17 protein-coding genes are annotated in these 22,763 nt (G+C 64.3%); 9 read left to right on the top strand and 8 right to left on the bottom strand.

Annotation, left to right across the window (positions count from 1 at the left end; genetic code table 11):
* Positions 1 to 95 precede the first annotated feature (95 nt).
* From NFG57_RS16640 to guaA, 3 genes are all read left to right on the top strand, one after another.
* Positions 96 to 1,193, top strand: coding sequence for an ABC transporter substrate-binding protein (locus tag NFG57_RS16640; RefSeq protein ID WP_348814808.1), 1,098 nt, complete (start codon positions 96 to 98; stop codon positions 1,191 to 1,193).
* 126 nt (positions 1,194 to 1,319) lie between these two features.
* On the top strand, positions 1,320 to 2,789 hold the full coding sequence (gene guaB, locus NFG57_RS16635; RefSeq protein ID WP_348814807.1) for an IMP dehydrogenase: 1,470 nt from the start codon (positions 1,320 to 1,322) through the stop codon (positions 2,787 to 2,789).
* A 166-nt stretch (positions 2,790 to 2,955) separates the two neighbouring features.
* Complete coding sequence (gene guaA, locus NFG57_RS16630) at positions 2,956 to 4,533, top strand: glutamine-hydrolyzing GMP synthase (protein ID WP_348814806.1); 1,578 nt, start codon at positions 2,956 to 2,958, stop codon at positions 4,531 to 4,533.
* A gap of 144 nt (positions 4,534 to 4,677) precedes the next feature.
* Here the strand turns inward: guaA and NFG57_RS16625 are convergent, their stop codons facing one another.
* The gene (locus NFG57_RS16625) at positions 4,678 to 4,980 is read right to left on the bottom strand and encodes a hypothetical protein (protein ID WP_045991267.1); all 303 of its coding nucleotides are present in this window, start codon (positions 4,978 to 4,980) and stop codon (positions 4,678 to 4,680) included.
* Between the two features lie 268 nt (positions 4,981 to 5,248).
* Here NFG57_RS16625 and NFG57_RS16620 point away from each other — a divergent pair, with 268 nt between their 5' ends.
* Positions 5,249 to 6,970, top strand: coding sequence for a diguanylate cyclase (locus NFG57_RS16620; protein WP_348814805.1), 1,722 nt, complete (start codon positions 5,249 to 5,251; stop codon positions 6,968 to 6,970).
* 148 nt (positions 6,971 to 7,118) lie between these two features.
* A complete protein-coding gene (locus NFG57_RS16615) occupies positions 7,119 to 7,910 on the top strand; it encodes an META domain-containing protein (protein WP_348814804.1) in 792 nt (263 codons plus the stop codon).
* A gap of 93 nt (positions 7,911 to 8,003) precedes the next feature.
* On the opposite strand, the gene NFG57_RS16610 is transcribed toward NFG57_RS16615, so the two are convergent.
* Together NFG57_RS16610 and NFG57_RS16605 are read right to left on the bottom strand one after the other, a co-directional pair.
* A complete protein-coding gene (locus tag NFG57_RS16610) occupies positions 8,004 to 9,104 on the bottom strand; it encodes a GGDEF domain-containing protein (RefSeq protein ID WP_348814803.1) in 1,101 nt (366 codons plus the stop codon).
* Between the two features lie 191 nt (positions 9,105 to 9,295).
* Positions 9,296 to 10,015: a YebC/PmpR family DNA-binding transcriptional regulator gene (locus NFG57_RS16605; protein WP_108132350.1), complete on the bottom strand. Its 720-nt coding sequence runs from the start codon at positions 10,013 to 10,015 to the stop codon at positions 9,296 to 9,298.
* Positions 10,016 to 10,171: 156 nt separating this feature from the next.
* Between NFG57_RS16605 and NFG57_RS16600 the strand changes: the two genes are divergently transcribed.
* From NFG57_RS16600 to NFG57_RS16585, 4 genes are all read left to right on the top strand, one after another.
* Positions 10,172 to 11,359, top strand: coding sequence for a Xaa-Pro peptidase family protein (locus tag NFG57_RS16600; RefSeq protein WP_348814802.1), 1,188 nt, complete (start codon positions 10,172 to 10,174; stop codon positions 11,357 to 11,359).
* Between the two features lie 69 nt (positions 11,360 to 11,428).
* A complete protein-coding gene (locus NFG57_RS16595) occupies positions 11,429 to 13,267 on the top strand; it encodes an ABC transporter ATP-binding protein (protein WP_108132352.1) in 1,839 nt (612 codons plus the stop codon).
* Between the two features lie 181 nt (positions 13,268 to 13,448).
* Positions 13,449 to 16,478 carry an EAL domain-containing protein gene (locus NFG57_RS16590; protein ID WP_348814801.1) on the top strand — a complete coding sequence of 1,010 codons (3,030 nt, stop codon included), beginning with the start codon at positions 13,449 to 13,451 and terminating at the stop codon, positions 16,476 to 16,478.
* A 43-nt stretch (positions 16,479 to 16,521) separates the two neighbouring features.
* Positions 16,522 to 17,460 (top strand): CorA family divalent cation transporter, encoded by a 939-nt coding sequence (locus tag NFG57_RS16585; RefSeq protein ID WP_213231566.1) that lies wholly within the window; start codon positions 16,522 to 16,524, stop codon positions 17,458 to 17,460.
* A 99-nt stretch (positions 17,461 to 17,559) separates the two neighbouring features.
* On the opposite strand, the gene NFG57_RS16580 is transcribed toward NFG57_RS16585, so the two are convergent.
* The 5 genes from NFG57_RS16580 to NFG57_RS16560 form a co-directional block, all read right to left on the bottom strand.
* Positions 17,560 to 18,801, bottom strand: coding sequence for an MFS transporter (locus NFG57_RS16580; protein ID WP_348814800.1), 1,242 nt, complete (start codon positions 18,799 to 18,801; stop codon positions 17,560 to 17,562).
* Positions 18,798 to 19,745, bottom strand: a complete 948-nt coding sequence (locus NFG57_RS16575; RefSeq protein ID WP_124803374.1) for a hydroxymethylglutaryl-CoA lyase — start codon at positions 19,743 to 19,745, stop codon at positions 18,798 to 18,800. The genes NFG57_RS16580 and NFG57_RS16575 overlap by 4 nt, the downstream gene beginning before the upstream one ends.
* Before the next feature lie 19 nt (positions 19,746 to 19,764).
* The gene (locus NFG57_RS16570) at positions 19,765 to 20,313 is read right to left on the bottom strand and encodes a TRAP transporter small permease (protein WP_108132356.1); all 549 of its coding nucleotides are present in this window, start codon (positions 20,311 to 20,313) and stop codon (positions 19,765 to 19,767) included.
* A 7-nt stretch (positions 20,314 to 20,320) separates the two neighbouring features.
* Positions 20,321 to 21,367: a TRAP transporter substrate-binding protein DctP gene (dctP, locus tag NFG57_RS16565; protein ID WP_045991077.1), complete on the bottom strand. Its 1,047-nt coding sequence runs from the start codon at positions 21,365 to 21,367 to the stop codon at positions 20,321 to 20,323.
* Positions 21,368 to 21,434: 67 nt separating this feature from the next.
* Complete coding sequence (locus NFG57_RS16560; protein WP_045991076.1) at positions 21,435 to 22,727, bottom strand: TRAP transporter large permease; 1,293 nt, start codon at positions 22,725 to 22,727, stop codon at positions 21,435 to 21,437.
* Positions 22,728 to 22,763 lie beyond the last annotated feature (36 nt).

Below are 22,763 nucleotides of genomic sequence, written 5' to 3'. Positions count from 1 at the left end.
TTCGATCCTGTGGACGTCTCCCGGCCCGGTGTGCGACGCAGGTCACACGGCGGCAGCCCCTGGTGGTGTCGCCGTGGCTGCCACTTTTACTGCTCATGCTTCTGCTGCTGGGTGGCTGTCACAGCGGCGACAGCCGCACCCCCATAGATGAAGATCCGCTGGTGATCTCGGCGGCGCTGGATCTCGACGTGGTGGCGCCGCTGCTGGACGCCTTTCGCCAGGCCTATCCCCAGATTCCCCTGCGCTTTGAGGATCGCACCACCCGGGAGGTGGACGACAGCGTGGTGGGACATCTTCAGGGAGGCCAGGCGACGGGCGAAGGGACGAGCAGGGCGCCTGACGTGGTGATCAGCTCGGCGATGCCGTGGCAGATGGCCCGGGTCAATGAAGGACTGGCGCGGCGCCTGAACGGGCCGGAGATCGAGCGCTGGCCCGAGTGGGCGCGCTGGCGCGACGAGGTCTTCGCCTTCACCTTCGAGCCGGTGGTGATGGCCTATCGGCTGGATCTGTCGCGGCATATGCTGCCGCCCCAGACCCATGGCGACCTGCACGCGCTGCTGGCGACCCAGGCCCGCTGGCTGACGGGCAAGGTGACCACCTACTCGCCGCTTTCCAGCGGGGTGGGCTACACCCTGGCCCAGCAGGATGCGCGCTACTCCTCGCGCTTCTGGGAGCTGGTCGGCGCCATGGGGCGTGTCGATACCCGCCTGGAGACGACCACCCGGGCCATGCTCGAAGGGCTCAGCCAGGGACGCTACTGGCTCGGCTACAACCTGCTGGGGTCCTACGCCATGGTCTACGCCCAGGAACATCCCGAGGTGATCGTGCAGGTGCCTAGGGACTATTCGCTGGTGCTGATGCGCATGGCCTTCGTGCATCGCGATGCCCCCCACGTCGAGGCTGCCGAGACCTTCGTCAAGTTTTTGCTGAGTCAGCGTGGCCAGCGGGTGCTGGCGGGGCAGACGCCACTGTTCAGCGTGCTGCCGGGGGTGACCGGCCCCTACACCGCCGCCAGGCTGCGCACCCAGGTGGGGGAGCGGCTCTACCCGATACTACCCAACGCCACCTTGCTGGCCTTCGTCGATCCTGCCCGCCGGGAGGCCTTCACCGACCACTGGCGAGCGCGTTTTCAGGGCGAGCAGGCGTTGGATGAAGCGGTCGAACGGGGTAGCGGGGCGCTGGCGCCGGAGTAGACGGCGGATGGCAACCGAGGAGCATCGATGTGTCAAGCTGGCACATTGCCGGAGGCCGGGGCGGAACGTTATAATGGGCGATTAACTTCTTCCCTCCCTCTAAAGCCTCAGTGGGTGTTGCCGATTATGCTACGTATGGCCCAAGAAGCACTTACGTTTGACGACGTATTGCTCGTTCCCGGCTATTCCGACGTTCTCCCCAAGGACGTCAGTCTCCGGACCCGCCTGACTCGCGACCTCTTCCTCAATATTCCCCTCGCCTCCGCCGCCATGGATACCGTCACCGAAGCCCGCCTGGCCATCGCCATGGCCCAGGAAGGTGGCATCGGCATCATCCACAAGAGCATGGGCATCGCTCAGCAGGCGCTGGAAGTGCGCAAGGTCAAGAAGCACGAGAGCGTCATCGTCAAGGATCCCGTCACCGTCGGACCCAAGGCCAAGCTGCAGGACCTGCTGGCGATGGCCAAGGAACACGGCTTCTCCGGCTTCCCGGTGGTCGAGGGTGAGACCCTGGTCGGCCTGGTGACCGAGCGTGACATGCGCTTCCAGCCCAACCATGGCGACAGCGTCGCCGACATTATGACCCCGAGCGATCGCCTGGTGACCGTGCCGGAAGGCACCCCGCTGGACGTCATCAAGGGCAAGATGCAGGAGCACCGGGTCGAGAAGATGCTGGTGGTGGACGGCGACTTCCGCCTGCGTGGCCTGGTGACCTTCCAGGACATCGAGAAGGCGCGTACCTTCCCCAACGCCGCCAAGGACGCCGACGGTCGCCTGCTGGTCGGCGCCGCCGTGGGCACCGGTCCGGAAACCCCTGACCGAGTCAAGGCGCTGGCCGAGGCCGGTGTCGACGCCCTCGTCGTCGATACCGCCCACGGTCATTCCCGTGGCGTGATCGAGCGGGTGCGCTGGGTCAAGGAGCACTTCCCGCAGATCCAGGTCATCGGCGGCAACATCGCCACCGCCGACGCCGCCCGGGCGCTGGCCGAGGCCGGTGCCGACGCGGTCAAGGTGGGCATCGGTCCCGGCTCCATCTGCACCACCCGCATCGTCGCCGGTGTCGGCGTGCCGCAGATCACCGCGGTGTCCAACGTGGCCGAGGCGCTCAAGGAGTTCGACATCCCGCTGATCGCCGACGGTGGCGTGCGCTTCTCCGGCGACATCGCCAAGGCGGTAGCCGCCGGTGCCAGCTGCATCATGGTCGGTGGCCTGCTGGCCGGCACCGAGGAGGCGCCGGGCGAGGTCGAGCTGTTCCAGGGGCGTACCTACAAGGCCTACCGTGGCATGGGTTCCATGGGCGCCATGTCCCAGACCCAGGGCTCCAGCGACCGCTACTTCCAGGACAAGGACGACGGCGTCGAGAAGCTGGTGCCGGAAGGCATCGAAGGCCGGGTGCCCTACAAGGGCGTGATGGGTGCCATCGTGCACCAGCTGATGGGTGGCCTGCGTGCCTCCATGGGCTACACCGGCTGTGCCAGCATCGACGAGATGCGCACCAAGCCCGAGTTCGTCAAGATCACCGGCGCCGGCTTCAACGAGTCCCACGTTCACGACGTCCAGATCACCAAGGAAGCGCCCAACTATCGAGCAGGGTAGGCGCTGACGTGACGCGCCAGGCGTATCGCACCAGACGCGTTGCACCAGAGGGCGCGCGGGGCGACTCGCCCCTCGTCACCCTGAGCTGGAAGCGGTCCGCCGCTTCCAGCTTTTCGCTTTTCGATTGCTCGGCCCACCGGCCCCACTGCCTGCAAGGTAAGTCCCCATGACCGATATCCACGCCCACAAGATCCTGATCCTCGACTTCGGCTCCCAGTACACCCAGCTGATCGCTCGCCGGGTTCGCGAGATCGGCGTCTACTCCGAGATTCGCGCCTTCGACATCACCGAGGAGGAGATCCGCGAGTATCGCCCCAACGGCATCATCCTGGCCGGTGGCCCGGAGTCGGTGACCGAGCTGGACTCGCCGCGGGCGCCGGCCTGCGTGTTCGAGATGGGGCTGCCGGTGTTCGGTATCTGCTACGGCATGCAGACCATGGCCGAGCAGCTGGGTGGCAAGGTCGAGGGCTCCAACAAGCGCGAGTTCGGCTACGCCCAGATCCGCCTGGACGCCGAGACGGCGCTGTTCAAGGACATCAAGGATCACGTCGATCCGGACAGCGGGCGCGGCCTTTTGGACGTGTGGATGAGCCACGGTGACAAGGTCGCCCAGGTGCCGGAAACCTTCACCGTCACCGCCTCCACCCCGAGCTGCCCGATCGCCGCCATGGCCTGGGAGGAAAAGCGCTTCTACGGCGTACAGTTCCACCCCGAGGTCACCCACACCCTGCAGGGTCAGCGCATCCTCGAGCACTTCGTGCTGGAGATCTGTGGCGCCGAGCGCAACTGGACGCCGGCCAAGATTATCGAGGACCAGATCGCCCGGGTGCGTGACCAGGTCGGTGACCGCCACGTGCTGCTGGGGCTGTCAGGCGGGGTCGACTCCTCGGTGGTCGCGGCCCTGTTGCACAAGGCCATCGGCGATCAGCTGACTTGCGTGTTCGTCGACAACGGCCTGCTGCGCAAGAACGAAGGCGATCAGGTGATGGAGACCTTCGCTCAGCACATGGGCGTACGGGTGATCCGCGTCGACGCCGAAGATCTGTTCCTCGGCAAGCTCGAAGGCGAGGCCGACCCCGAAGCCAAGCGCAAGATCATCGGCAACACCTTCATCGACGTCTTCGACAGCGAAGCGGCCAAGATCGAGGGTGTGGACTTCCTGGCCCAGGGCACCATCTACCCGGACGTGATCGAGTCGGCCGCCGCCAAGACCGGCAAGGCCCACGTGATCAAGTCCCACCACAACGTCGGTGGCCTGCCGGAGACGATGAAGCTCAAGCTGGTCGAGCCGCTGCGTGAGCTGTTCAAGGACGAGGTGCGCAAGCTCGGCCTGGAACTCGGCCTGCCCTACGACATGGTCTACCGTCACCCCTTCCCGGGGCCGGGCCTGGGCGTGCGTATCCTCGGCGAGGTCAAGAAGGAGTACGCCGACATCCTGCGCGAGGCCGACGCCATCTTCATCGAAGAGCTGCACAACTCCGGCTGGTACCACAAGACCAGCCAGGCCTTCGCGGTGTTCCTGCCGGTCAAGTCCGTCGGCGTGGTCGGTGATGGCCGCCGCTACGAATGGGTCATCGCCCTGCGTGCGGTCGAGACCATCGACTTCATGACCGCCCGCTGGGCCCACCTGCCCTACGAACTGCTGGAGAAGGTCTCCAACCGCATCATCAACGAACTGTCCGGTGTCTCCCGCGTCACCTACGACGTCTCGTCCAAGCCGCCGGCGACGATCGAGTGGGAATGATCCCTTCTCCGACGACCTGACGGCGTCGGTGCAATGTTCGAAAACCACAACACCCGCCACTTGGCGGGTGTTGTGCGTTCAGGTGCAGACTATTGGCCCGGGCCTGGCGCACCATCAAGCCGCGCCGGTCGGGGACTCTGTCGTTCAATCGCTCTCGTACAGTTCTGCCTTGGCGTCACGCATGATGTCCTCGCAGGCGGCCTGCTGGGCCAGCTCGGTCATCAGGGTCTGGGAAAGGGCAAAGCCCTTGCCCAGGCAACGATCCACATCGTCCTTGGCGATGGAGGGCTGGACATCCACATCCAGAATCAGGGTGCGGCGGCCTCCTTCGAGACGGTCTGCCATCTGCCTGAGCTGCCAGGCCAGGCGATTCTTCCAGCTTGCGGTCTGCTCTGCGCCCTCGGTCACGTTGAGGGTACATTGCCACTGAGGTTTGTAGACCTTCATGTGAACCTCCTTGCTGGTGAAGTGAGCGATCTCCTGTTCTTTCATCACGTTCAGGTCCCAGCATACTCGCATATGACGTCCTTGCCACTCCCTCCCTCGGGGGCGCTACCTCAACCCTGTTGGGTCGTCTCGTGTAAGTGAGTCCTTGCTGGGGGATTTGGGCACTATCCTTCCTCTGGGTTGAAACTTCGCTGGCGGCACAGTGCCGCAGGAAAGGTATGCCGGAAGGAAGCGGCTACACTGAGTCTGGGCGACAAGGAGTGCTGCGATGCAGTGGGGCGGCGGAGGTGAGTCGGGCAGAGGCATGGGGCGGCTTTGGCTTTTGTTGACCGCGATGGTGTTGCTGCTGGCGTGGGAGCTGGCGGGGGAGGCCTCACGCCCACAGCCCAATGTGTCGCTGTGGGTACTCGACCACCAGGGGCAGCAACCACCGGAGAAAGGAGCGCTTTCTACGGTTACCGCAGAGTCTCTCGATGAGCAGGTCAGCCTGGGACTCAAGGCGCATCCGGTATGGCTGCGACTGAGGGTGGTGGGTGCTCTGCCCGGGCAGCGCCTGGTGCTGTCCAATCCTCTGGTTCAGGGAGTCGAGCTGCTGGTCTGTGACGACTCGGGGTGTCGCCCCGTCGCGAGGGAGACGCATTTTGCCGATGATCCGGGGCTCGCTGCTGCCTTGCCCCAGTTCCGCTTGCCTGTGGCAACGAATGAACTGCTGTTGCGCGTCGAGACCGATCAGGCGATACGCTTCAATGTGCAGGTACTGGATGACGTCGATCTACACCGTTACTGGCGTGACTTGTTGCTGGGGCAGGGGCTCTATTTCGGCTTGATTGCGGGCCTGGTGATCTACAACAGCCTTCTGCTGTTCAGTCTTCGCGATACCAACTACCTCTGGTATCTGGGGTTCTTGAGTGGAGCGGGCGCTTACTTCTTGTGTCAGAACGGCTTGCTGCTGCTTTATTTTCCGCAGATGGGGGCACGCCTGAACGAGGCCTTGCTGCTGACGGCCCTGTCGGTGATCAGCATCTGCGGGTTGCAGTTCTGCCGGCGTTTTCTGATGACGGCGCGCCAGGACCCGAGAGTGGACTCGTTGATGCGGTGGCTGTGCTGGCTCCTGGCGCTGGCCGCCGCCATCGCCTGGCTGCTGCCGAGCTTCTTGACCGTGGTGTTCTATTCGCTGCTGGGGGTGCTGACGCTAACGGCTTTTCTGCTGTCGTCGGTGCGTGGCTTGTGGCGTGGCTTTCGCCCCGCTCAGTGGCTGTTGATGGCGTGGTCGGTGCTGGTGGTCGGGGTGGTCCTGTTGCTGCTGGTGACCTATGGGTTGTCCCCCCACAACTTCTGGACGCTGCACGGTTTCCAGATCGGTTCCGCGCTGGAGGCCATCCTCTTGTCGCTGGCCCTGGCCGATCGCATCAGTCTGTTGCAGCGCGAGCGAGAGACGCTGCTGGAGGAGAAGGCGCGGTTGCACGGCATGAGCTATCTCGATGGTCTTACTGGTGTGCATAATCGCCGCTATCTCGATGAAGCCTTGCCCGCTGCAGTGGCCCAGGCCGAGGTAAGCGGGCGACCACTGTCGTTGATCATGCTGGATATCGATAACTTCAAGCGATTCAACGATGGCTGGGGGCATGCCGAAGGTGATCGCGCGCTGCAGCATCTGGGCAAGGTGATTGAGGAGGTCGTGCGCGACATCGATCCGGTGTGTCGTTACGGGGGAGAAGAGTTCGTGATTCTGCTCAAGGAGCGCGACGAGCATCAGGCGCTGGATATCGCCGAACGCATTCGCAAGGGTCTGGCGACAACGCCCTTGACGCTGCTCACCGGAGAGCAGGTGTTGTTGACCTGTACTCTGGGGGTGGCTAAACGACTGGAGGGCGAGAGCGCCTCAGCACTGTTGCGGCGGGCCGACCAGGCGCTGTATCGAGGCAAGTACGCCGGCCGCGATCGGGTGGTGCTGAATGCCTCCGGTGGCGTCGCCTCGACAACCTCATGAAGGTACCTTCTGAAGTCTGGCGTCTGGCCGGTTCCCTGATCTTCGACATGCGCAGGCGGGGAACCCTTGGCAGGATGGCGGTCCAAGATGCGTTATATGTTGCCACAGCCGTGTGCCAGCATCGTTTCTTCAACACCAAGGGGGCACCATGAAACTGACTCCAGGAACTCTACGCCAGTCGCGTCTGTGGGGGACGGCCTGGCTGTTGCTGCTGATGGCCGGTTGTACCGGGGCGTCCTCGAGTGGCACCGGGTCGAGCGAGTCGTTCCAGGCAGAGGCGTCCATCCTGGCGCCACTTCCTGCGAGCTTTCGTGGTGAAGTGCCCTGTGATGACTGCAAGGCGGTACGTCTCGATCTGGCGCTCGATGACGGGGGGCGATATCTGCTCAAGGAGACCCACCTGGGACCCGGCGAGCAACCTCGACGCCGCCACCGTGGTCAGTGGCAGTTGACGGATGGCGAACTGGCGCTGGGCGAGCCTGCCCCGGAGGCGGCGCAGCGGTGGCAAGTCGCGCAGGGTGGCGATCTTGTGTCGCAGGCGTCGCGTACGCCAGATGGCGAGGCTGCCCGCCTGGCGCGTCTGCCCGAACCGCTGCACGAACCACTGGAAGAGCGCTACTGGAAGCTGGTGCAAGTCGACGGAGAAGTCGCTGTCGACGGTTCTGCGCATATCGTGCTGCACACCCAGGAGGGCCGCCTGGCCGGATCCGGAGGGTGCAACCGCCTGATGGGAAGTTACCAGCGGGAGGGGGATGCGCTGTCGCTGGCCCCGCTGGCCACTACCAGGAAGGCCTGCCAGGGGCCTGTCATGGCCCAGGAGCGCGCGCTGGTCGAGGCACTGGGGGCCACCAGAGCGTTTCGTCTACTGGCCGATGAACTTGAACTGCTCGATGAAAATGACAAGGTGCTGGCGCGATTCGAGGTGGTGCACCTGACCTGAGTCCTGCCTCAAGGCAGGCTTTGACGGGCGGCATTAGATTGGCGTGGGAGCGATGACCTGGCGCTGTCCGGGTGGTCGCTTGGCGCTTGCCGGCTAGAGCGGCGGAGGGACCTGCTCCTCTGACTCATCGCTGATGATCCGGTCCCGACCTTCGGCCTTGGCTCGGTAAAGCAGGTGATCGGCGCGATTGATCAGCAGATCATAGTGCATGCCGGGCGTATGGCTGGTCACGCCGACGCTGACGGTCAAGGAAATGACGTCGCCGTTGTGCATGATGGGCAGGCTGCGAAGGCGCTCCTGGAAACCTTCGAGCACCGGCAGGATCTCGTTCAAGTCGGCGCCGGGGAAGATCAGCAGGAATTCCTCGCCGCCCCAGCGGCAGAGTACATCCGAGCGGCGAAAGTGGCGCACCAGCAAATCGGAAATCTGGATCAGGCACTGGTCGCCGACCTTGTGCCCATGCTTGTCGTTGATCAGCTTGAAATGATCGATATCGATCAGCGCGAGGCTGTAGGGCGTGTTGGTGCCATCCTGTCTGTCGCCTGATAACTGGCGCAGGTATTCGCCGGCAAAACGACGGTTGTGCAGGCCGGTGAGGGCATCACGGGTCGCCATGCTGGTCAGCGTTTCTTCCTGGGTCTCGTAGACGTGGCGGGCCAGCATGGCGAAGCCGACCATGGTGAACAGCGCACAGGAGAGGTTCAGGGTCGCCAGCATCAGCGGGAAGCCGGGGCCGCTTTCCAGCGGAAACATCTGGGACAGCGGGAACTCCAGGAACAGGAAGATCAGCATCCCCATCAGGCCGAGCACCAGCGCGACCCACTTGACCGAGTGGGTGACGGCCGCCCAGCAGGACAGTGTCAGCAGGTAGAAGTGAAAGCCGGCGGAGGTACCCAGGATCACGGTGGCGATGATGGCGTGGCAGTATGCCTCGGTGGTGATCAGGTAGACCGCGCGGTCCTGCTCGCCATGTTGATTGGCGAGATAGGCGCCAAGCCACATGGCCACGCTGATCACGTTGATCAGTGCCAGCAGCGAGTGATCGAGCACCCAGAACAGTGGAATGAAGAGGAAGTGCACCGCCGCACCCATCAGACTGGCCCAGCGGGTGAGCAGGTGCTTGCGAAGATTGCGGTGTCGAATGTTGTCCGGGCGTTGTGCGGCAGCCTGGGTCAGGGTTGAAAATGGGGCCATGCACGGAAACTCGCTCTCGGTGGAAGTAGTCGTCGAAGCGTTCCAACGAACGGTAGAGTCCTCGCAGTTCTATCGAATCCCATGCCCGGAAGCAGTGTCAGGGCAGGGCTCATGCCTGGGTACGAGCCCCTGCCGGGCACTGCGATGCTACTTAACTGTAGCAGTTTCGTCAGTCGAAAGGCGTCGATGCGCTAGGGTAATTCAGCGCTGTGGTAAACGTTCTGGACGTCATCGAGGTCGTTGAGCATGTCGAGCAGCTTTTCGAACATGGCCAGGTCATCCCCCTCCACCGGCGTGGTGGCCTGGGGCAGGAACTGGATCTCGTCGATCTCGAACTCCTCGGCGCCGAGGGATTCGCGCAGCGCCTGACGCGCCTTGGCGTAGTCGGTCGGCGGAGCAAACACGGTGATCAGGCCGTTCTCGTTCTCGATGTCGGTGACATCCACGTCGGCTTCCATCAAGGCTTCCAGCGCGGCTTCTTCATCCTCGCCGGTGTAGGCGAGGATCGCCAGATGGTCGAACATGTGGCTAACGCTGCCCGGTGTGCCGATCTTGCTCTTGGTCTTGGTGAAGCAGGCACGAACGTCGCCGAAGGTCCGGTTGGGATTGTCGGTCAGACATTCGACGATCACCATGGCGTTGCCGGGACCGAAGCCCTCATAGCGTGCCAGCGAGTAGTCCTCGCCGCCGACGCCCGACGCCTTCTCCAGCGCCCGATCGATGACATGACCCGGTACCTGGTCCTTCTTGGCGCGGTCGAGAAGGCTGCGCAGCGACAGATTGGCGTTCGGATCGACGCCTCCGGACTTGGCGCAGACGTAGATCTCGCGTCCGTACTTGCTGTAGACCTTGGTCTTGGCGGCGGCCGTCTTGGCCATGGATTCCTTGCGGTTCTGGAAGGCCCTGCCCATTGCGTATTCCTGTGGCGTGTCTACACGAGTCTGGAATTCTACGAGAGTCCGCCCCTCGGCGAGAAGTCTTATTTCCCCTCGGCTTGCCCGGGATCGCCTGGAAGACGAACCGGCTTGACTGTCTACACTGTGGTGAATCGATCAAGGAGACGGCCAATGGATCACCATCAGTACCGCCAGGCCCTGGCGGTAGAGCACGCCGGAAGCGAACTGCCGTTTGCCGCCGAGGAGTTCGATCGCCGGCTGGCGCGCGCTCGCGATGCCATGCAGCGACAGGGGCTGGACGCCCTGCTTCTGTGCCAGGCGGCGGACATCTTCTATCTGTGTGGCTATCACACCTTCGAAGTCTCCGTGCACGCGGCCCTGGTGGTCACCCCTTCGCGCACGCTGCTGCAGGTGGCGTCCATCGAGACCGGGCCCGCCGTGGTGACGGCGAGGGTCGATGAAGTGGTCGGCTATCGCTGGGAAGCCCTCGATGAGGTGATCGATCCGTTGGCTGACGCCTTGGCGGACAGTCACGACATCGGCATCGATGGCAGCAGTAGCGGTCTACGGTTTGGCCTGATGCGTCATCTGCAGGGGCGACTCGGTGGCGATCGCTTCCATGATCGTGCCGGTGGCCTGATGGCGAGCCTGAGATTGGTCAAGAGCGACGCCGAACTCGATTGCCTGACGCGCAGCGCCAAGATGACATCGCTTGGGCTTGCGCGTGCCATCGAGGTGGTCGAGCCCGGTGTCACCGACAACCAGGTGGCCGCCGTCGGTGCCCAGGTGATGCTCGAGGCCGGCAGCGAATTTTTCAGCCTGGCCCCGATCGTCACCAGCGGGTCGCGCAGTGGCATCATCCACGTCAACCACAAGCGCCGGGGCATCGCTTCGGGCGATGCGGTGTTCCTCGAGTTTGGCGCCGTCTGGCAGCGCTACACCGCGCCGACCATGCGCACGGTGGTGGTCGGGCCGATCAGCGACGAGATGCGCCTCGCCGCCGACCTGTGTGTCGAGATGGAGGCCCGCATGTGCGAGGCCATGACGCCGGGCACACCTTTCGAAGACGTCGCCCGGCTCGCCGATGCTATCCTGGCGCCACACCGCGAACGCTTCTTCCATTCGGGGGTTTACGGCTACGCGGTCGGTGCCCAGTTTCCGCCGAGCTGGGTGGAAGGCACTGGTTTTCTCGCCGCCGGGCAGACCACGCCGCTTGCCCGCAACATGGTCTTCCACCTGCCGCTGTGTCTGCGTTTGCCGGGAGGTTTCGGCATCGGTCTAAGCAATACGGTGAGGGTCACCGATCGAGGCGCGATGCGCCTGACCAACCATGACATGGCACTGGTGCACCGACCATGACAGGACACGCCGCATGAACGGCACAAGGGTATGATGAGCGGCTGGCGTCATGCGATACGAGAGCGGAACATGCTGCGTTTTTTCGAGAGGCTGGTGGATCCCTATCCCGACCAGCCCGAATCGGTACCCGCGGACCGGTTGTGGCCCTTCGTGCTGCACTACTCGCGTCCCTTCACCGGGCTGTTGGCGGCCATGGCGGTGGTCACGGCGCTGGTCTCCATCGCCGAGGTGGTGTTCTTCACCGCCATGGGCGAACTGGTGGACTGGCTGGCCGAAGCCGACCGTGAGGGCTTTGTCGACACCCACCTGACCAGCTTGATCGGCCTGGGAGCGGCGGTGCTGGCAGGACTGCCACTTCTGGTGTTTTTGCTGTCGTTGATCACCCACCAGGGAATCTTCGGCAACTACCCCATGCTCGGGCGCTGGCTCTCCCATCGGCTGATGCTCGAGCAGAGCCTGTCGTTCTTTCATGACGAGTTTGCCGGGCGCGTCTCGCAGAAGGTGATGCAGACCGCGCTGGCCATGCGCGAGACCGTCACCAAGGTGCTCGACATGCTGGTCTATGTGCTGGTGTATTTCACCGGCGCGCTGGTGGTGCTGGGGGCCGCCGAGCCCTGGTTGATGGCTCCTCTGGTGCTATGGCTTGCGGGCTACCTGGCATTGATGAGGGTTTTTATCCCCCGGCTGCGCCGAGTGTCCATGGCCCAGGCGGACGCGCGGGCGGTGATGACCGGGCGGGTCGTGGACAGCTACAGCAATATCCAGACGATCAAGCTGTTTGCCGATGCCGGGGCGGAGCGGGCCTACGCCCGGGAAGCCATGGATGGCTTCATGGGAACGGTACATCGGCAGATGCGCCTGGCCACCTGGCTATCGGTGTCGTTGGCGACCCTCAATACCCTGCTGCTGGTGGGTATGGCGGGACTGGTCGTACTGGCCTGGTATCACCGCTGGGTGTCCCTTGGTGAAACGGCGGTGGCGATCGGTCTGGTCATGCGGGTGCGCTCCATGTCCGACTGGATCCTGTGGGAAGTCGCTGGCCTGTTCGAGAATGTCGGCACCGTTCAGGACGGTATCAACACCCTGTCGCGTATCCCCGAAGTGCAGGATCGACCAGCGGCCCCTGCGCTGCGGGTCCAGCACGGCGAGATTCGTTTCGAGGACGTGGTCTTTGGCTACGCCCGGGGAAGCCAGGTGGGCCCCAGGGTGTTCGACGGTTTCGATCTGAACATTTCCCCGGGCGAAAAGGTGGGCATCATCGGCCGCTCCGGCGCCGGCAAGTCGACCCTGGCGTCGCTGCTGATGCGCTTTCATGATCTGCAGGCCGGGCAGATAACGATCGATGGTCAGAATATCGCCGAGGTCACCCAGGCATCGCTGCGTCGACAGATCGGTATGGTGACCCAGGATACTTCCCTGCTGCATCGATCGCTGCGCGAGAATCTGACCTACGGTTGTCGAGACTGCAGCGAAGAAAGGTTGTGGCAGGCGGTGCGTCAGGCGCATGTTCACGAGTTTATCGAGGATCTGGTCGATCCTCATGGGCGTCGGGGCCTGGATGCCCAGGTGGGAGAGCGCGGTGTGACCCTGTCTGGGGGGCAGCGCCAGCGGATCGCCATCGCTCGGGTGTTGCTCAAGGATGCGCCGATCCTGGTGCTCGACGAGGCCACCTCGGCGCTGGACTCCGAGGTGGAAGCGGCAATTCAGCAGCATCTCTATACCCTGATGGAGGGCAAGACCGTCATCGCCATTGCCCATCGTCTGTCGACCATCGCCATGCTCGATCGACTGGTAATCATCGACAAGGGGCGCATCGTCGAGATGGGTGAGCACGAATCTTTGCTGGCCCGGGATGGCCTCTATGCTTCCCTGTGGCGCCGCCAGGTCGGAGGTTTTCTGGGGGAATGATGGACCATGGTCAGCTTGGTGTGATCAAGAAACTAGGCGGTTTAATGCGCGAGTGGTGCGCAAGTACTGCGCAAGTAGCGCAGGGTTGGCTATGATCACTCGTCCATGCCCAAGACAGTCGACGGAATCTGGATGCGCACCTTCCACATGAATGCTCTAGAGGCGAAACGACGACGTGTCCGTGTCAGTTGATCCATCCCCCTTTGTGACGAATGCGTCCGACTCGGGGCGTCGTCGTGCCATTGCGCTCTATGTGACCGCCTTGATGCTGCTGGTCGCCGGCATCGTGTGGACTCTCAGGGGCCAGTATCTGGCCGAGGTGGAGCGTGTGGAGCAACGTCTCGACGCGCGAGCGGAGGTGGTCGAGGCGCTGGTGGCCGAGCCTTTTGACGTCGCGACTCACGCGCTTGCCGGGCTACTGGCTCTCGATGAAATGATCAATCCTGCCGGCAATGGACCGCCGATGGCACCCTTGCTCAGGGAGCGAACCAGGTCCCTTCCCCTGGTAGAAGACCTGGCGATCCTCTCGGACCCGACAAGCGCAGAAGCTCGCTTTTTCGAGGGTTGGTTACCCCAGGATGCGTTTCTTCGACAGTTGGCCGGATTGAGGAGGGGAGAGACCCTGGTCTCGTCTCTGCACTATTCGCCGTCTGCCGGCGAATACCGCATGACCCTGGTGCAACGGAGCACGGCAGAGACCACTCAGATGCATGTTGCCATGGCATCGATCGACCCCGGGCCCTTGGCTGAAGCGATCAAGGGGTTCGGCCTGATGCAGGGAGAAAGCATCGCCCTGGTCGACAGCGAGGCACGGCTGGTGGTCCGCGTGCCTGCGGCTGGGCTGGCGCCGGGAGAATTGGTGTCGCAGGCGGGAAGTCGATCGCTGACCGCGGACGCGCCGGATACGCTTCACTTTCGTCAGCAATCCCCGCTGGATGGTCAGGAGCGGTTGTTCGTGGCGAGGCGAGTGGCCGAACTGCCTCTGTGGCTGGTGCTGGGCTACAGTCACGAGGCGTTGCTGTCGGGCTGGAGCCAGCGCCTGTGGCCACTGGTAGTGCTGGGGGCGTTGCTGGCCCTGCTCGGATTATGGTTGCTGCGTCACGTGCTGGCGCAGGGGCGTGCCCAGCTGGCGTTGCAGGGGGAGGTGGTCGAACGGCAGCGCGCCGAACAGGCCGCCCACCGCCGTGAAGCTCGCTTGAAGGCGTTGATCGGTTCCATGCAGGACCTGGTACTGGTGCTGGATCGCGGTGGCCACTTCTCCTTTGTCCATGCCGGAGACGAAGCCTTGCTGCTGGCACCGCCGGAGGTCCTGGTCGGCAGCCACTACCGCGCCTTTCTGCCGCCGGACATCGCCAGACGTCTGGACGAGGCGCTGGCCGAGGTGGCGGCCAGCGGTGAAGTACGTCGGTTTGATTATTCTCTGACCGTAGGTGGCGGCCCCCGTGACTTCAGTGCATTGATCAGTCCGCTGCTCAGCGGTGATGGGGAGCATGACGGTGTCCTGCTGGTAGTGCGTGATGTCACCCTGGAGCGGTTGCATCAGGCCAACATGAGCATTGCCGCGGTAGCCTTCGAGACCCACCTGGGCATGATGATCACCGATGTCGATGGCCGCATTCTCAAGGTCAATCGGACCTTTACCGACATCACCGGCTATCGCGAAGACGAGGTCCAGGGGAGTCGCCCAGACATCCTGCGCTCGGGGCGACATGACGAACACTTCTATCGACAGCTATGGCAGCGGATCGGCGATACCGGTGCCTGGCAGGGCGAGATCTGGAATCGTCGCAAGAGCGGAGACATCTATCCTCAATGGCTGACCATCAGCGCGGTGCGTGACGAGCGGGGCCAGCTGCGCAACTACGTGGCGACGCTCAGCGACATCACCGAGCGCAAGGCGGCGGAGGAAGAAATTCATCAGCTTGCCTTCTTCGACCCGCTGACGGGCCTGGCCAATCGACGCCTGCTGCTCGATCGACTCGGCGAAAAACTGGAACGTTGTCAGCGGGATGGCTGTTACGGCGCACTGCTGCTCATTGATTTCGATAACTTCAAGCAGGTCAACGATACCCTCGGCCACCACGGCGGTGACGAGCTGCTCAGAGAAGCCGCCCGTCGCTTCGAGTCGGTATTGCGCGAGGAGGATACTCTGGCACGTCTCAGCGCCGATGAGTTCGTGGTGGTCCTCGAAGGCGTGGGCGTGGAACTCGAGACCGCGGTGCGCGTGGCCGATACCGTTGCTCGCAAGCTGCTGAACACGCTGGATATGCCGGTCTGGATCGAAGGACGTCCGGTGTCGCCGAATGCGCGCGTCGGTATCAGTCCGTTTCGCGACGAGGTCTCTCGCGAACGGTTGTTGCAGCAGGCCGACATGGCCTTGTTCCAGGCCAAGAGTCAGACCGCCAGCGACGTCTGCTTCTTCGACCCGGGGATGCAGCGACGGATGCAGCAGCGTGCTCAGCTATACGAAGACCTGCTTGGCGCGCTGGCGCGCTCTGAGCTGTATCTGGTCTACCAGAAACAGGTCGATCAGCTTGATTGTGTCACCGGGGTCGAGGCGCTGATCCGCTGGCGACACCCCGACAGGGGCCTCGTTCCGCCGTCCGAGTTCATTCCGCTGGCCGAGGAGCGCCCACTGATCCATGAACTCGGTCTCTGGGTCATCGAGCAGGCCTGCCTGACGCTGGTGGATTGGGTGCAGCAGGGTGATGACAGCACCAGGACCGTGTCGGTCAACGTCAGTCCCAGGCAGTTTCAGGATCCCGGCTTCGTTGCCCGGGTCAGTGATATCCTCGCGCGCACCGGGGCGCCGGCCCGGCGTCTCAAGCTTGAGGTGACCGAGTCGCTGTTCGTGGCGGATCGCGACGGGGTCGAGCGCACCATGACGCGGCTCAAGGCACTGGGTGTGACCTTCGCGCTGGACGACTTCGGCACCGGCTACTCGTCGCTGGCCTATTTGAAGCGGCTGCCGCTGGACGAGCTGAAGATCGACCAGTCCTTCGTTCGCGACGTGCTCGACAACGCCACCAGCTCCGCCATCGTGGCAAGCACCATTGCCCTGGCGCGCAGCCTGGGGCTTGATGTGATCGCGGAGGGAGTGGAGTCAGCGGAGCAGCGGGACTGGCTTCATCGACACGGTTGCCACCGCTACCAGGGCTTTTTGTACGGACAGCCGGCGCCGCTGTCCGAGCTTGATTTCTCGACCTTGTAAGCGGCGGGCGCGGCCCGCCTGACGAACACCTGATGGAGCCTGCATGACCGCGCCTTTTTTTATCGACGCCTGGTCGTTTGGCCAGGAAGTCCACCAGTTGCCCGAGCCAGCGCCTGGCCCGCTTCAGGCAGGCGCCTGGTACCACTTTCAGCGGGATGCCGAAGCCACCTGCGAGCGCCTCGAGCTGGCAGGAATCCCCGAATCCGCCATCGACGGCGTGCTGGCCGAGGACACCCGGCCGCGCTTCGAGACCCTCGGCGACGGCAACTTCCTGCTGATTCTGCGTGGGGTCAACCTCAACCAGGGTGAGCAGCCCGACGACATGCTCAGTATCCGCATCCTCTATTACGATGGGGTGCTGATTTCCACCCGCAAGCTGCCTTCCCGGGCCATCGCCGACATACGCCGTGAGCTCGAGCAGGGCAAGGGGCCTGACGATCTGGGAGCAGTGGTGGTGGATATCATCGAAAAGCTCCACGAGCGCATCGAGGATTTCGTCGAGCCCTTCGACGCCACCATCGCCGCCCAGGAAGAAGAGCCTGAGGCCGACAACGCCGTCCTGATGTCGCTGAACAAGCGGTTGATCAAGCTGCGTCGCTTCCTCAAGCCCCAGCGCTACGCCATTGAAGCGATGATCGACAGCCTGCCACCGCTGCTTGCCGATGATCGATTCGATCTGGCCAATGCCCGCGACACCATCCAGCGAATCAACGAGTCGGTGGACTTCTATCTTGAGCACGTAGGCATGGTTCAGCAGTACCAGACCCACCAGCACACCGAAAAGGTCAACCGCAACACCTACCTGCTGTCGATCATCTCCGGCATCTTCCTGCCGATCAGCTTTCTGACCGGCCTGCTGGGCGTGAATATCGGCGGCATGCCTGGCGTCGACAATCCCATGTCCTTCGCCCTGTTCTGCACCTTCATGGTGGTGCTGGTGGCGGTGGAGCTGGTGGTGCTCAAGCGCTGGCGTTTTATCTAGGCCCCGTCAGCCACTTGAGCCAGCCGCTTGAGCCAGCCGCTTGAACCAGACGCTTCAGCGACCTTTGGCCGCCGAACGCTGGTCACACCGCGTCGACGGTTAGCCGGGAGCGGCGATGGCCCGTCGCGCCTTCAGCAGAAAGCCAAGGCCCACCAGGGCAAGTCCCGCCAACAGCCCGAACAGGGCGGTATAGCTGCCGAACAGCCCATGTAGCGCACCCAGCAGGGGTAGCCCGACAAGCACACCGCTGTAGGTCAGCACCAGGCAACCGCCGGCGGCGTCGGCCACCCGTTCGGCGGGGGCCAGACGGGTGATCTCGGCCATGAACACGCCGTTCCAGCCAAGCGCCGACAGGCTCATGAGGCACAGCACCGCGACCATTGCCCAGCGCGGCCAGTCGGCGTCCATGGTGGCGATGGCCAGGCCGCTACCGGCGCTCAGGCAGGCCAGCCCCATCAGGGTGATCAGGCGATCGTCGAGGATATCGCCGACAAGGCCCCACAGCACTCGGCCGATGATGCCGAAGACCTGGACCGCGGACATGGTGGCGCCGGCGACGACCAGGCCGACGCCCAGATCCTCGACCAGCAGCGCCACGGTGAAGGCCGAGACCGATAGCTGGATGGCTGAAAAGCAGAGACTCAAGAGGGCCAGGTAGCGCAGCGCCGGGCGCTGCCAGACCACCTGGAGCCCGGCCAGGGGCGTGGTCAGCCAAGGTGTGCGAGGGTCGCGCTCGCGGTCCCAGTGATGGCGCTGAACCTGCAATAGCAGAATACCGATGACGGCGACCAGGAACAGGCAGCCCAGAGCCGCCTGCCAGCCGATAGCCAGCGCCAGGGCGGGGGCGACAAGGCCCGCCAGCACGCCACCGAAGGGCACCCCGGTCTGCTTGAGCGAGAACACAAGGCCCTGGCGGTGACGCGGAGTCACCCGAAACAGCAAAAGCGACGCGGAGGGGTTGGTCAGGCCGTAGCCGAGCCCGGCGATCAGCGAGGCCAGGGCGAAGGTGGCCAGTGACGGCAGGGTCAGCAGTGCCGCGCCGCCGCCAAGCAGCCCCAGCGCCAGCTGGCTGACCCGACAGGGGCCATAGCGTCGGGTCAGCGGCCCGCCGACCAGCGAGGTCAGCATGGCGCCACCGAAGATCAGGCTGACCTGGATACCCACGGTGGCGGTGGAAACCCCCAGCGAGCCTGCCAGGGTCGGCGCGATCGCCGAGGGAAACAGCGCCACCAGCGACGAGAAGGCCAGCACCAGGGTCGTTGCCAGCAGGGCGATACCGACCTGGGGAGGCGGAGAGGGTGGTGAAGAGGGAGCTGGAGAGGGCGCCGTCTGCTGGTTCATGCCCCCGCGTCTGCCCCGGCCAGGCCCTCACGTGGAACCCGCCGCAGGTGGCTTTCGGTCTTGCCGCCGGGCAGTGCCGCGATCAAGTCGGCCGCGTGCAGCAGCGCGCCAAGATCGATGTCACCTGCCATCCCGCCCCCCTGCAGGGCGTAGACCAGGTCTTCACTGGCGGTGTTGCCGGTGGCCCCCGGAGCGAAGGGACAACCGCCGAGGCCGGCGCAGGCGGCGTCGAGTGCGGTGGCACCGTGGCGGGCCGCGAACAGGGCGTTGGCCACGCCCATGCCGAAGGTGTCGTGGCCGTGGAACGCCCAGGACAGGGCGGGGGATCGGTGGCGCTCGGTCAGCTCGGTGAAGTGGTCCGCCACCTGGAAGGGTGTGGCGCGACCGGTGGTGTCGCACAGGGCGACTTCCACCGGCAACTCGCCGGTGATGGCGAGCGCCTTAGTGAGCACCTCATCGACCCGGCGCCAGTCGACCCTGCCGTCGAAGGGGCAGTCGAAGCTGGTGCCAAGGTCCAGGCGCAGGGCGGTGTTGCCCTTGGCGCGCACCGCCTCGACCACACGGGCGAAGGCCGCCAACGATTCATCCACCGACTGGCGCACATTGTTGCGGTTGTGCGCCTCGGACACCGAGACCACGTAGACCAGCTCGCTGACATCGTGCTCAAGCGCAAGCTCGGCTCCCTTGAGGTTGGGAACAAGCGCGGAGAATCTCACATCGCGGCGATGGGCGAAGGCGCGAATCAGCTCGCCGGTGTCCGCCATCTGGGGAATCGCTCGGGGGCTGACGAAGGAGCCGATCTCCATGCGTCGGATGCCGGCGTCGAGCAGCGCCTGGATGACCTCGATCTTGCGCTCTGTCGGCAGCGGATCGGCGATCGACTGGAAGCCGTCGCGCGGGGCGACCTCGACCAGTTCGATCGGGGCGGGTGACGTGGTGGTCATGCGGGAGTCTCCGTCGGGTTCAAGGGTGGGTGGCATCGATGTGATCGGAGCCGTCCGGCGGCGGCAGTGGGGCTCCGCGGGAAAGGCTCGCCAGGGTGTCGATCAGAAACTGAAGGCCGAGTGCGGTAAAGCCGATCGGCAGCAGCGCGTAGGGGATGCCCATGGGGGTGCCGAGGGCGCTGGACACCCGTTCGCCGTACTCGAAGGCCTGGGCCGCCATCAGATAACCGCGCCAGGCGAGGATCGCGCAGAACGTCATCCCGGCAAGACCAGTGAACACTTCCAGCAGCCGACGCGCCTTGGCGGGAAGCTTGTCCTTGAAGAAGGTGATACGGATATGGGCGTCGAAGCGTTGGGCCTCGGCGGCTCCCATCACCGCCAGATACACCAGCAGAAAGGAGTTGATCTCCAGGCTCCAGTGGGTGGGGGCGGAGAAGGCGTAGCGCATGACGGTGTCGTAGCAGATCGACACCGTCATGAACACCAGCACCGCCATCGAGGCCAGGCGCAGGATGGCGAGTACGCCATCCCAGCCCTTGAGGGGGATCCTCTGTGCGTGCGCTTTCATGGCGACCTCAGGCCTGTCCCAGCGCGAGCTTGATGGCGCGTTCGCCGAGTTCCTCACCGACCTCGCCTTTCCAGTGGTCCCATACCTTGTGGGTGGCCTCGTTGAAGGCGGCCAGATCCTCGTCGCTGGGGGCGATGATCTCGACGTTCTCCTCGCGCACCTGGGGCCAGTACTCGTTGGGATAGATATCGTCGTTGCAGTGGCTGATGAAGTTCTCGTCGTACCAGCGGGCGGCATCTTCGAGGATCGCACGGCTGTCGTCGTCGAGGCTGTCCCAGCGGTCACGCAGCATGAAGGGCGCCACCGAGAAGCCGGTGATCGGCAGCTGGTAGCACACGTCCACCTGCTCCTGCAGGCTTCGCCCGATGATGGTGGAGATATTGAACACGCCGGCGTCCACGGTACCGCGCTGCAGCGCCATGTAGGTCTCGGACGAAGGAATGCGCACCGCACCGATGTCGTAGGCCTCCAGCGCCGAGGTGGCCTCGAAGCTGACCACCCTGACCTTCTTGCCGCGAATGTCCTCGAGGCTGCGCACCGCGTTGTCCTGGGTGCTCCAGATGTACTCGGGCTCGAGGATGCCGCCGCCGGAGGTCAGCATGTAGAGGTTTTCCTTGGCCAGCTCCTCATTGATCAGGTCGAACAGCGGGCTGCCCTGACGCAGCCGCTCGGGGTGGCGGTACAGCTCGCCGACGACACCGGGCAGCCCGGTGATGCCGAGGATCGGCAGCGAGCGGGTGATGTAGGAGGTGGTGTGGAACATGAAGTCGATATTGCGCGAGCGCAGCGCGGGAAGCTGTTCGTCGGCCTTGAGCAGTTGGCCCGAGTCGTAGAAATCGACCTCGAGCACGTCGCCGCCGTTGTCGCGCAGGTAGTTGACGAAGCCGGCGGAGCCGTAGGTCAGCGCCTTGTAGGACGGTGGCAGGTAGGTCACGCCGGTGAAGGTGGTGGCGGCGCGGGCATGGCGTGGCATCAGCGCCTGGGGGCCCAGCAGCGAGGCCCCTGCGGTGGCGAAGGCGGTGGTCTTGAGCAGTTGGCGGCGGGTCAAGTTCATGGGAATGTCTCCGTCTTGTCATTGTCGTTGTTGCCCCTGGCCAGCGGGGCGAGTGAATCGGGCCCCTTCAGTGCATCAGGCTCGGTAGCCACAGGCTGATGCTGGGGAAGAACACGAACAGCATCAGCACCAGGAACTGCACCGCCACGAAGGGCAGCGCGCTCTTGATGATCTCCTCCACCGACAGCTCCGGGCAGACCCCCCTGAGCGCGTAGAGGTTGAGCCCTACCGGCGGGGTGATCACCGCGATCTCCAGGTTCAGCACCATGACGATGCCGAACCACAGGGGGTCATAGCCCATGGCCTGGATCAGCGGCAGCAGCACCGGCGTGGTGACCACGATCAGCGAGACCGCATCGACGATCATGCCGAGCAGGATCAGCAGCAGCATGACCGCCAGCAGGATCGCCCAGTCCGGCAGGCCCGAGGCGGTCAGCGATTCGGTCAGCAGCTGCGGCACCCGCACCATGTTGAGGTAGTCACCGAAGATCTTGGCGCAGCCGATGATCAGCAGGATGGCGCCGCTGACTCGTGCGGTGCTGGCCAGGATGCGGCCGAAGGAGGCAAGCGTCAGGCAGCGGAAGATCAGCGCGGCGATCACGAAGGCGCCGAAGGCGCCGATGCCGGCGGCCTCGCTGGGGGTGGCCAGTCCAGAATAGATAGAGCCAAGCACCACCAGCACCAGCAGGGCGGCGTGCCAGATGTGGGCAAGGCTGGCGAAGCGCTCGCGCCAGCTGAAGCGTTGCTCGACACTGGGCGCTTCCTCGGGCTTCAGACTCACCCGGATAAAGATGTAGAGCGACAGCGCCAGGGCCAGTACCACCCCGGGGACGATACCGCCGATGAACAGGTCGGCCACCGATACGCTGGCCACGGCGCCATAGATGATGAAGGGCACACTGGGCGGGATCAGCATCGCCAGGGCGCCGGCGCTGACCACCGCACCGGCGGCCAGCGAGCGGCTGTAGCCGCGCTCGAGCATCTGCGGTACGGCGATCGAACCGACCGCGGCGACGCCGGCCAGGCTCACCCCGGACACCGCGCCGAACACCGCCGAGGCACCCACCGAGGAGATCGCCAGGCTACCCCTGAGCCAGTGCAGCCACCTCACCGCCGCCTGGAACAGGTTGCTGCCCACCGGCGTCGCGCCGAGCAGGTTGCCCATCAATATGAACAGCGGCAGGGCGATCAATTCGAAGGCATTGAGCTGGCCAAACAGCGACGACGGCGCGAAGAAGAACGCCATGGAGCCCCGGGCCATGTACAGGCCGGCGAGCCCGGCCAGCCCCAGGGACAGAAATATCGGCAGGCCGACGGCGATCAATACGATCAGCAGCGCCAGGACGAGTAGGGGTTCCATGCAAGAGCCTCTAGGTTGTTGTTGTCGGCAGAGTGG

The organism is Halomonas sp. H10-59 (assembly GCF_040070555.1).
Classification (GTDB): Bacteria; Pseudomonadota; Gammaproteobacteria; order Pseudomonadales; family Halomonadaceae; genus Halomonas; species Halomonas litopenaei.
The sequence above is the reverse complement of the archived record's forward strand: the minus strand, read 5'-3'. Positions and strand labels throughout refer to the sequence as shown.

Excerpts from the sequence above, each read along its gene's own strand:
- NFG57_RS16640 (WP_348814808.1), top strand. The coding sequence starts at position 96 with ATGCTTCTGCTGCTGGGTGGCTGTCACAGCGGCGACAGCCGCACCCCC.
- guaB (WP_348814807.1), top strand. The coding sequence starts at position 1,320 with ATGCTACGTATGGCCCAAGAAGCACTTACGTTTGACGACGTATTGCTC.
- guaA (WP_348814806.1), top strand. The coding sequence starts at position 2,956 with ATGACCGATATCCACGCCCACAAGATCCTGATCCTCGACTTCGGCTCC.
- NFG57_RS16625 (WP_045991267.1), bottom strand. The coding sequence starts at position 4,980 with ATGAAGGTCTACAAACCTCAGTGGCAATGTACCCTCAACGTGACCGAG.
- NFG57_RS16620 (WP_348814805.1), top strand. The coding sequence starts at position 5,249 with ATGCAGTGGGGCGGCGGAGGTGAGTCGGGCAGAGGCATGGGGCGGCTT.
- NFG57_RS16615 (WP_348814804.1), top strand. The coding sequence starts at position 7,119 with ATGAAACTGACTCCAGGAACTCTACGCCAGTCGCGTCTGTGGGGGACG.
- NFG57_RS16610 (WP_348814803.1), bottom strand. The coding sequence starts at position 9,104 with ATGGCCCCATTTTCAACCCTGACCCAGGCTGCCGCACAACGCCCGGAC.
- NFG57_RS16605 (WP_108132350.1), bottom strand. The coding sequence starts at position 10,015 with ATGGGCAGGGCCTTCCAGAACCGCAAGGAATCCATGGCCAAGACGGCC.
- NFG57_RS16600 (WP_348814802.1), top strand. The coding sequence starts at position 10,172 with ATGGATCACCATCAGTACCGCCAGGCCCTGGCGGTAGAGCACGCCGGA.
- NFG57_RS16595 (WP_108132352.1), top strand. The coding sequence starts at position 11,429 with ATGCTGCGTTTTTTCGAGAGGCTGGTGGATCCCTATCCCGACCAGCCC.
- NFG57_RS16585 (WP_213231566.1), top strand. The coding sequence starts at position 16,522 with ATGACCGCGCCTTTTTTTATCGACGCCTGGTCGTTTGGCCAGGAAGTC.
- NFG57_RS16580 (WP_348814800.1), bottom strand. The coding sequence starts at position 18,801 with ATGAACCAGCAGACGGCGCCCTCTCCAGCTCCCTCTTCACCACCCTCT.
- NFG57_RS16575 (WP_124803374.1), bottom strand. The coding sequence starts at position 19,745 with ATGACCACCACGTCACCCGCCCCGATCGAACTGGTCGAGGTCGCCCCG.
- NFG57_RS16570 (WP_108132356.1), bottom strand. The coding sequence starts at position 20,313 with ATGAAAGCGCACGCACAGAGGATCCCCCTCAAGGGCTGGGATGGCGTA.
- dctP (WP_045991077.1), bottom strand. The coding sequence starts at position 21,367 with ATGAACTTGACCCGCCGCCAACTGCTCAAGACCACCGCCTTCGCCACC.
- NFG57_RS16560 (WP_045991076.1), bottom strand. The coding sequence starts at position 22,727 with ATGGAACCCCTACTCGTCCTGGCGCTGCTGATCGTATTGATCGCCGTC.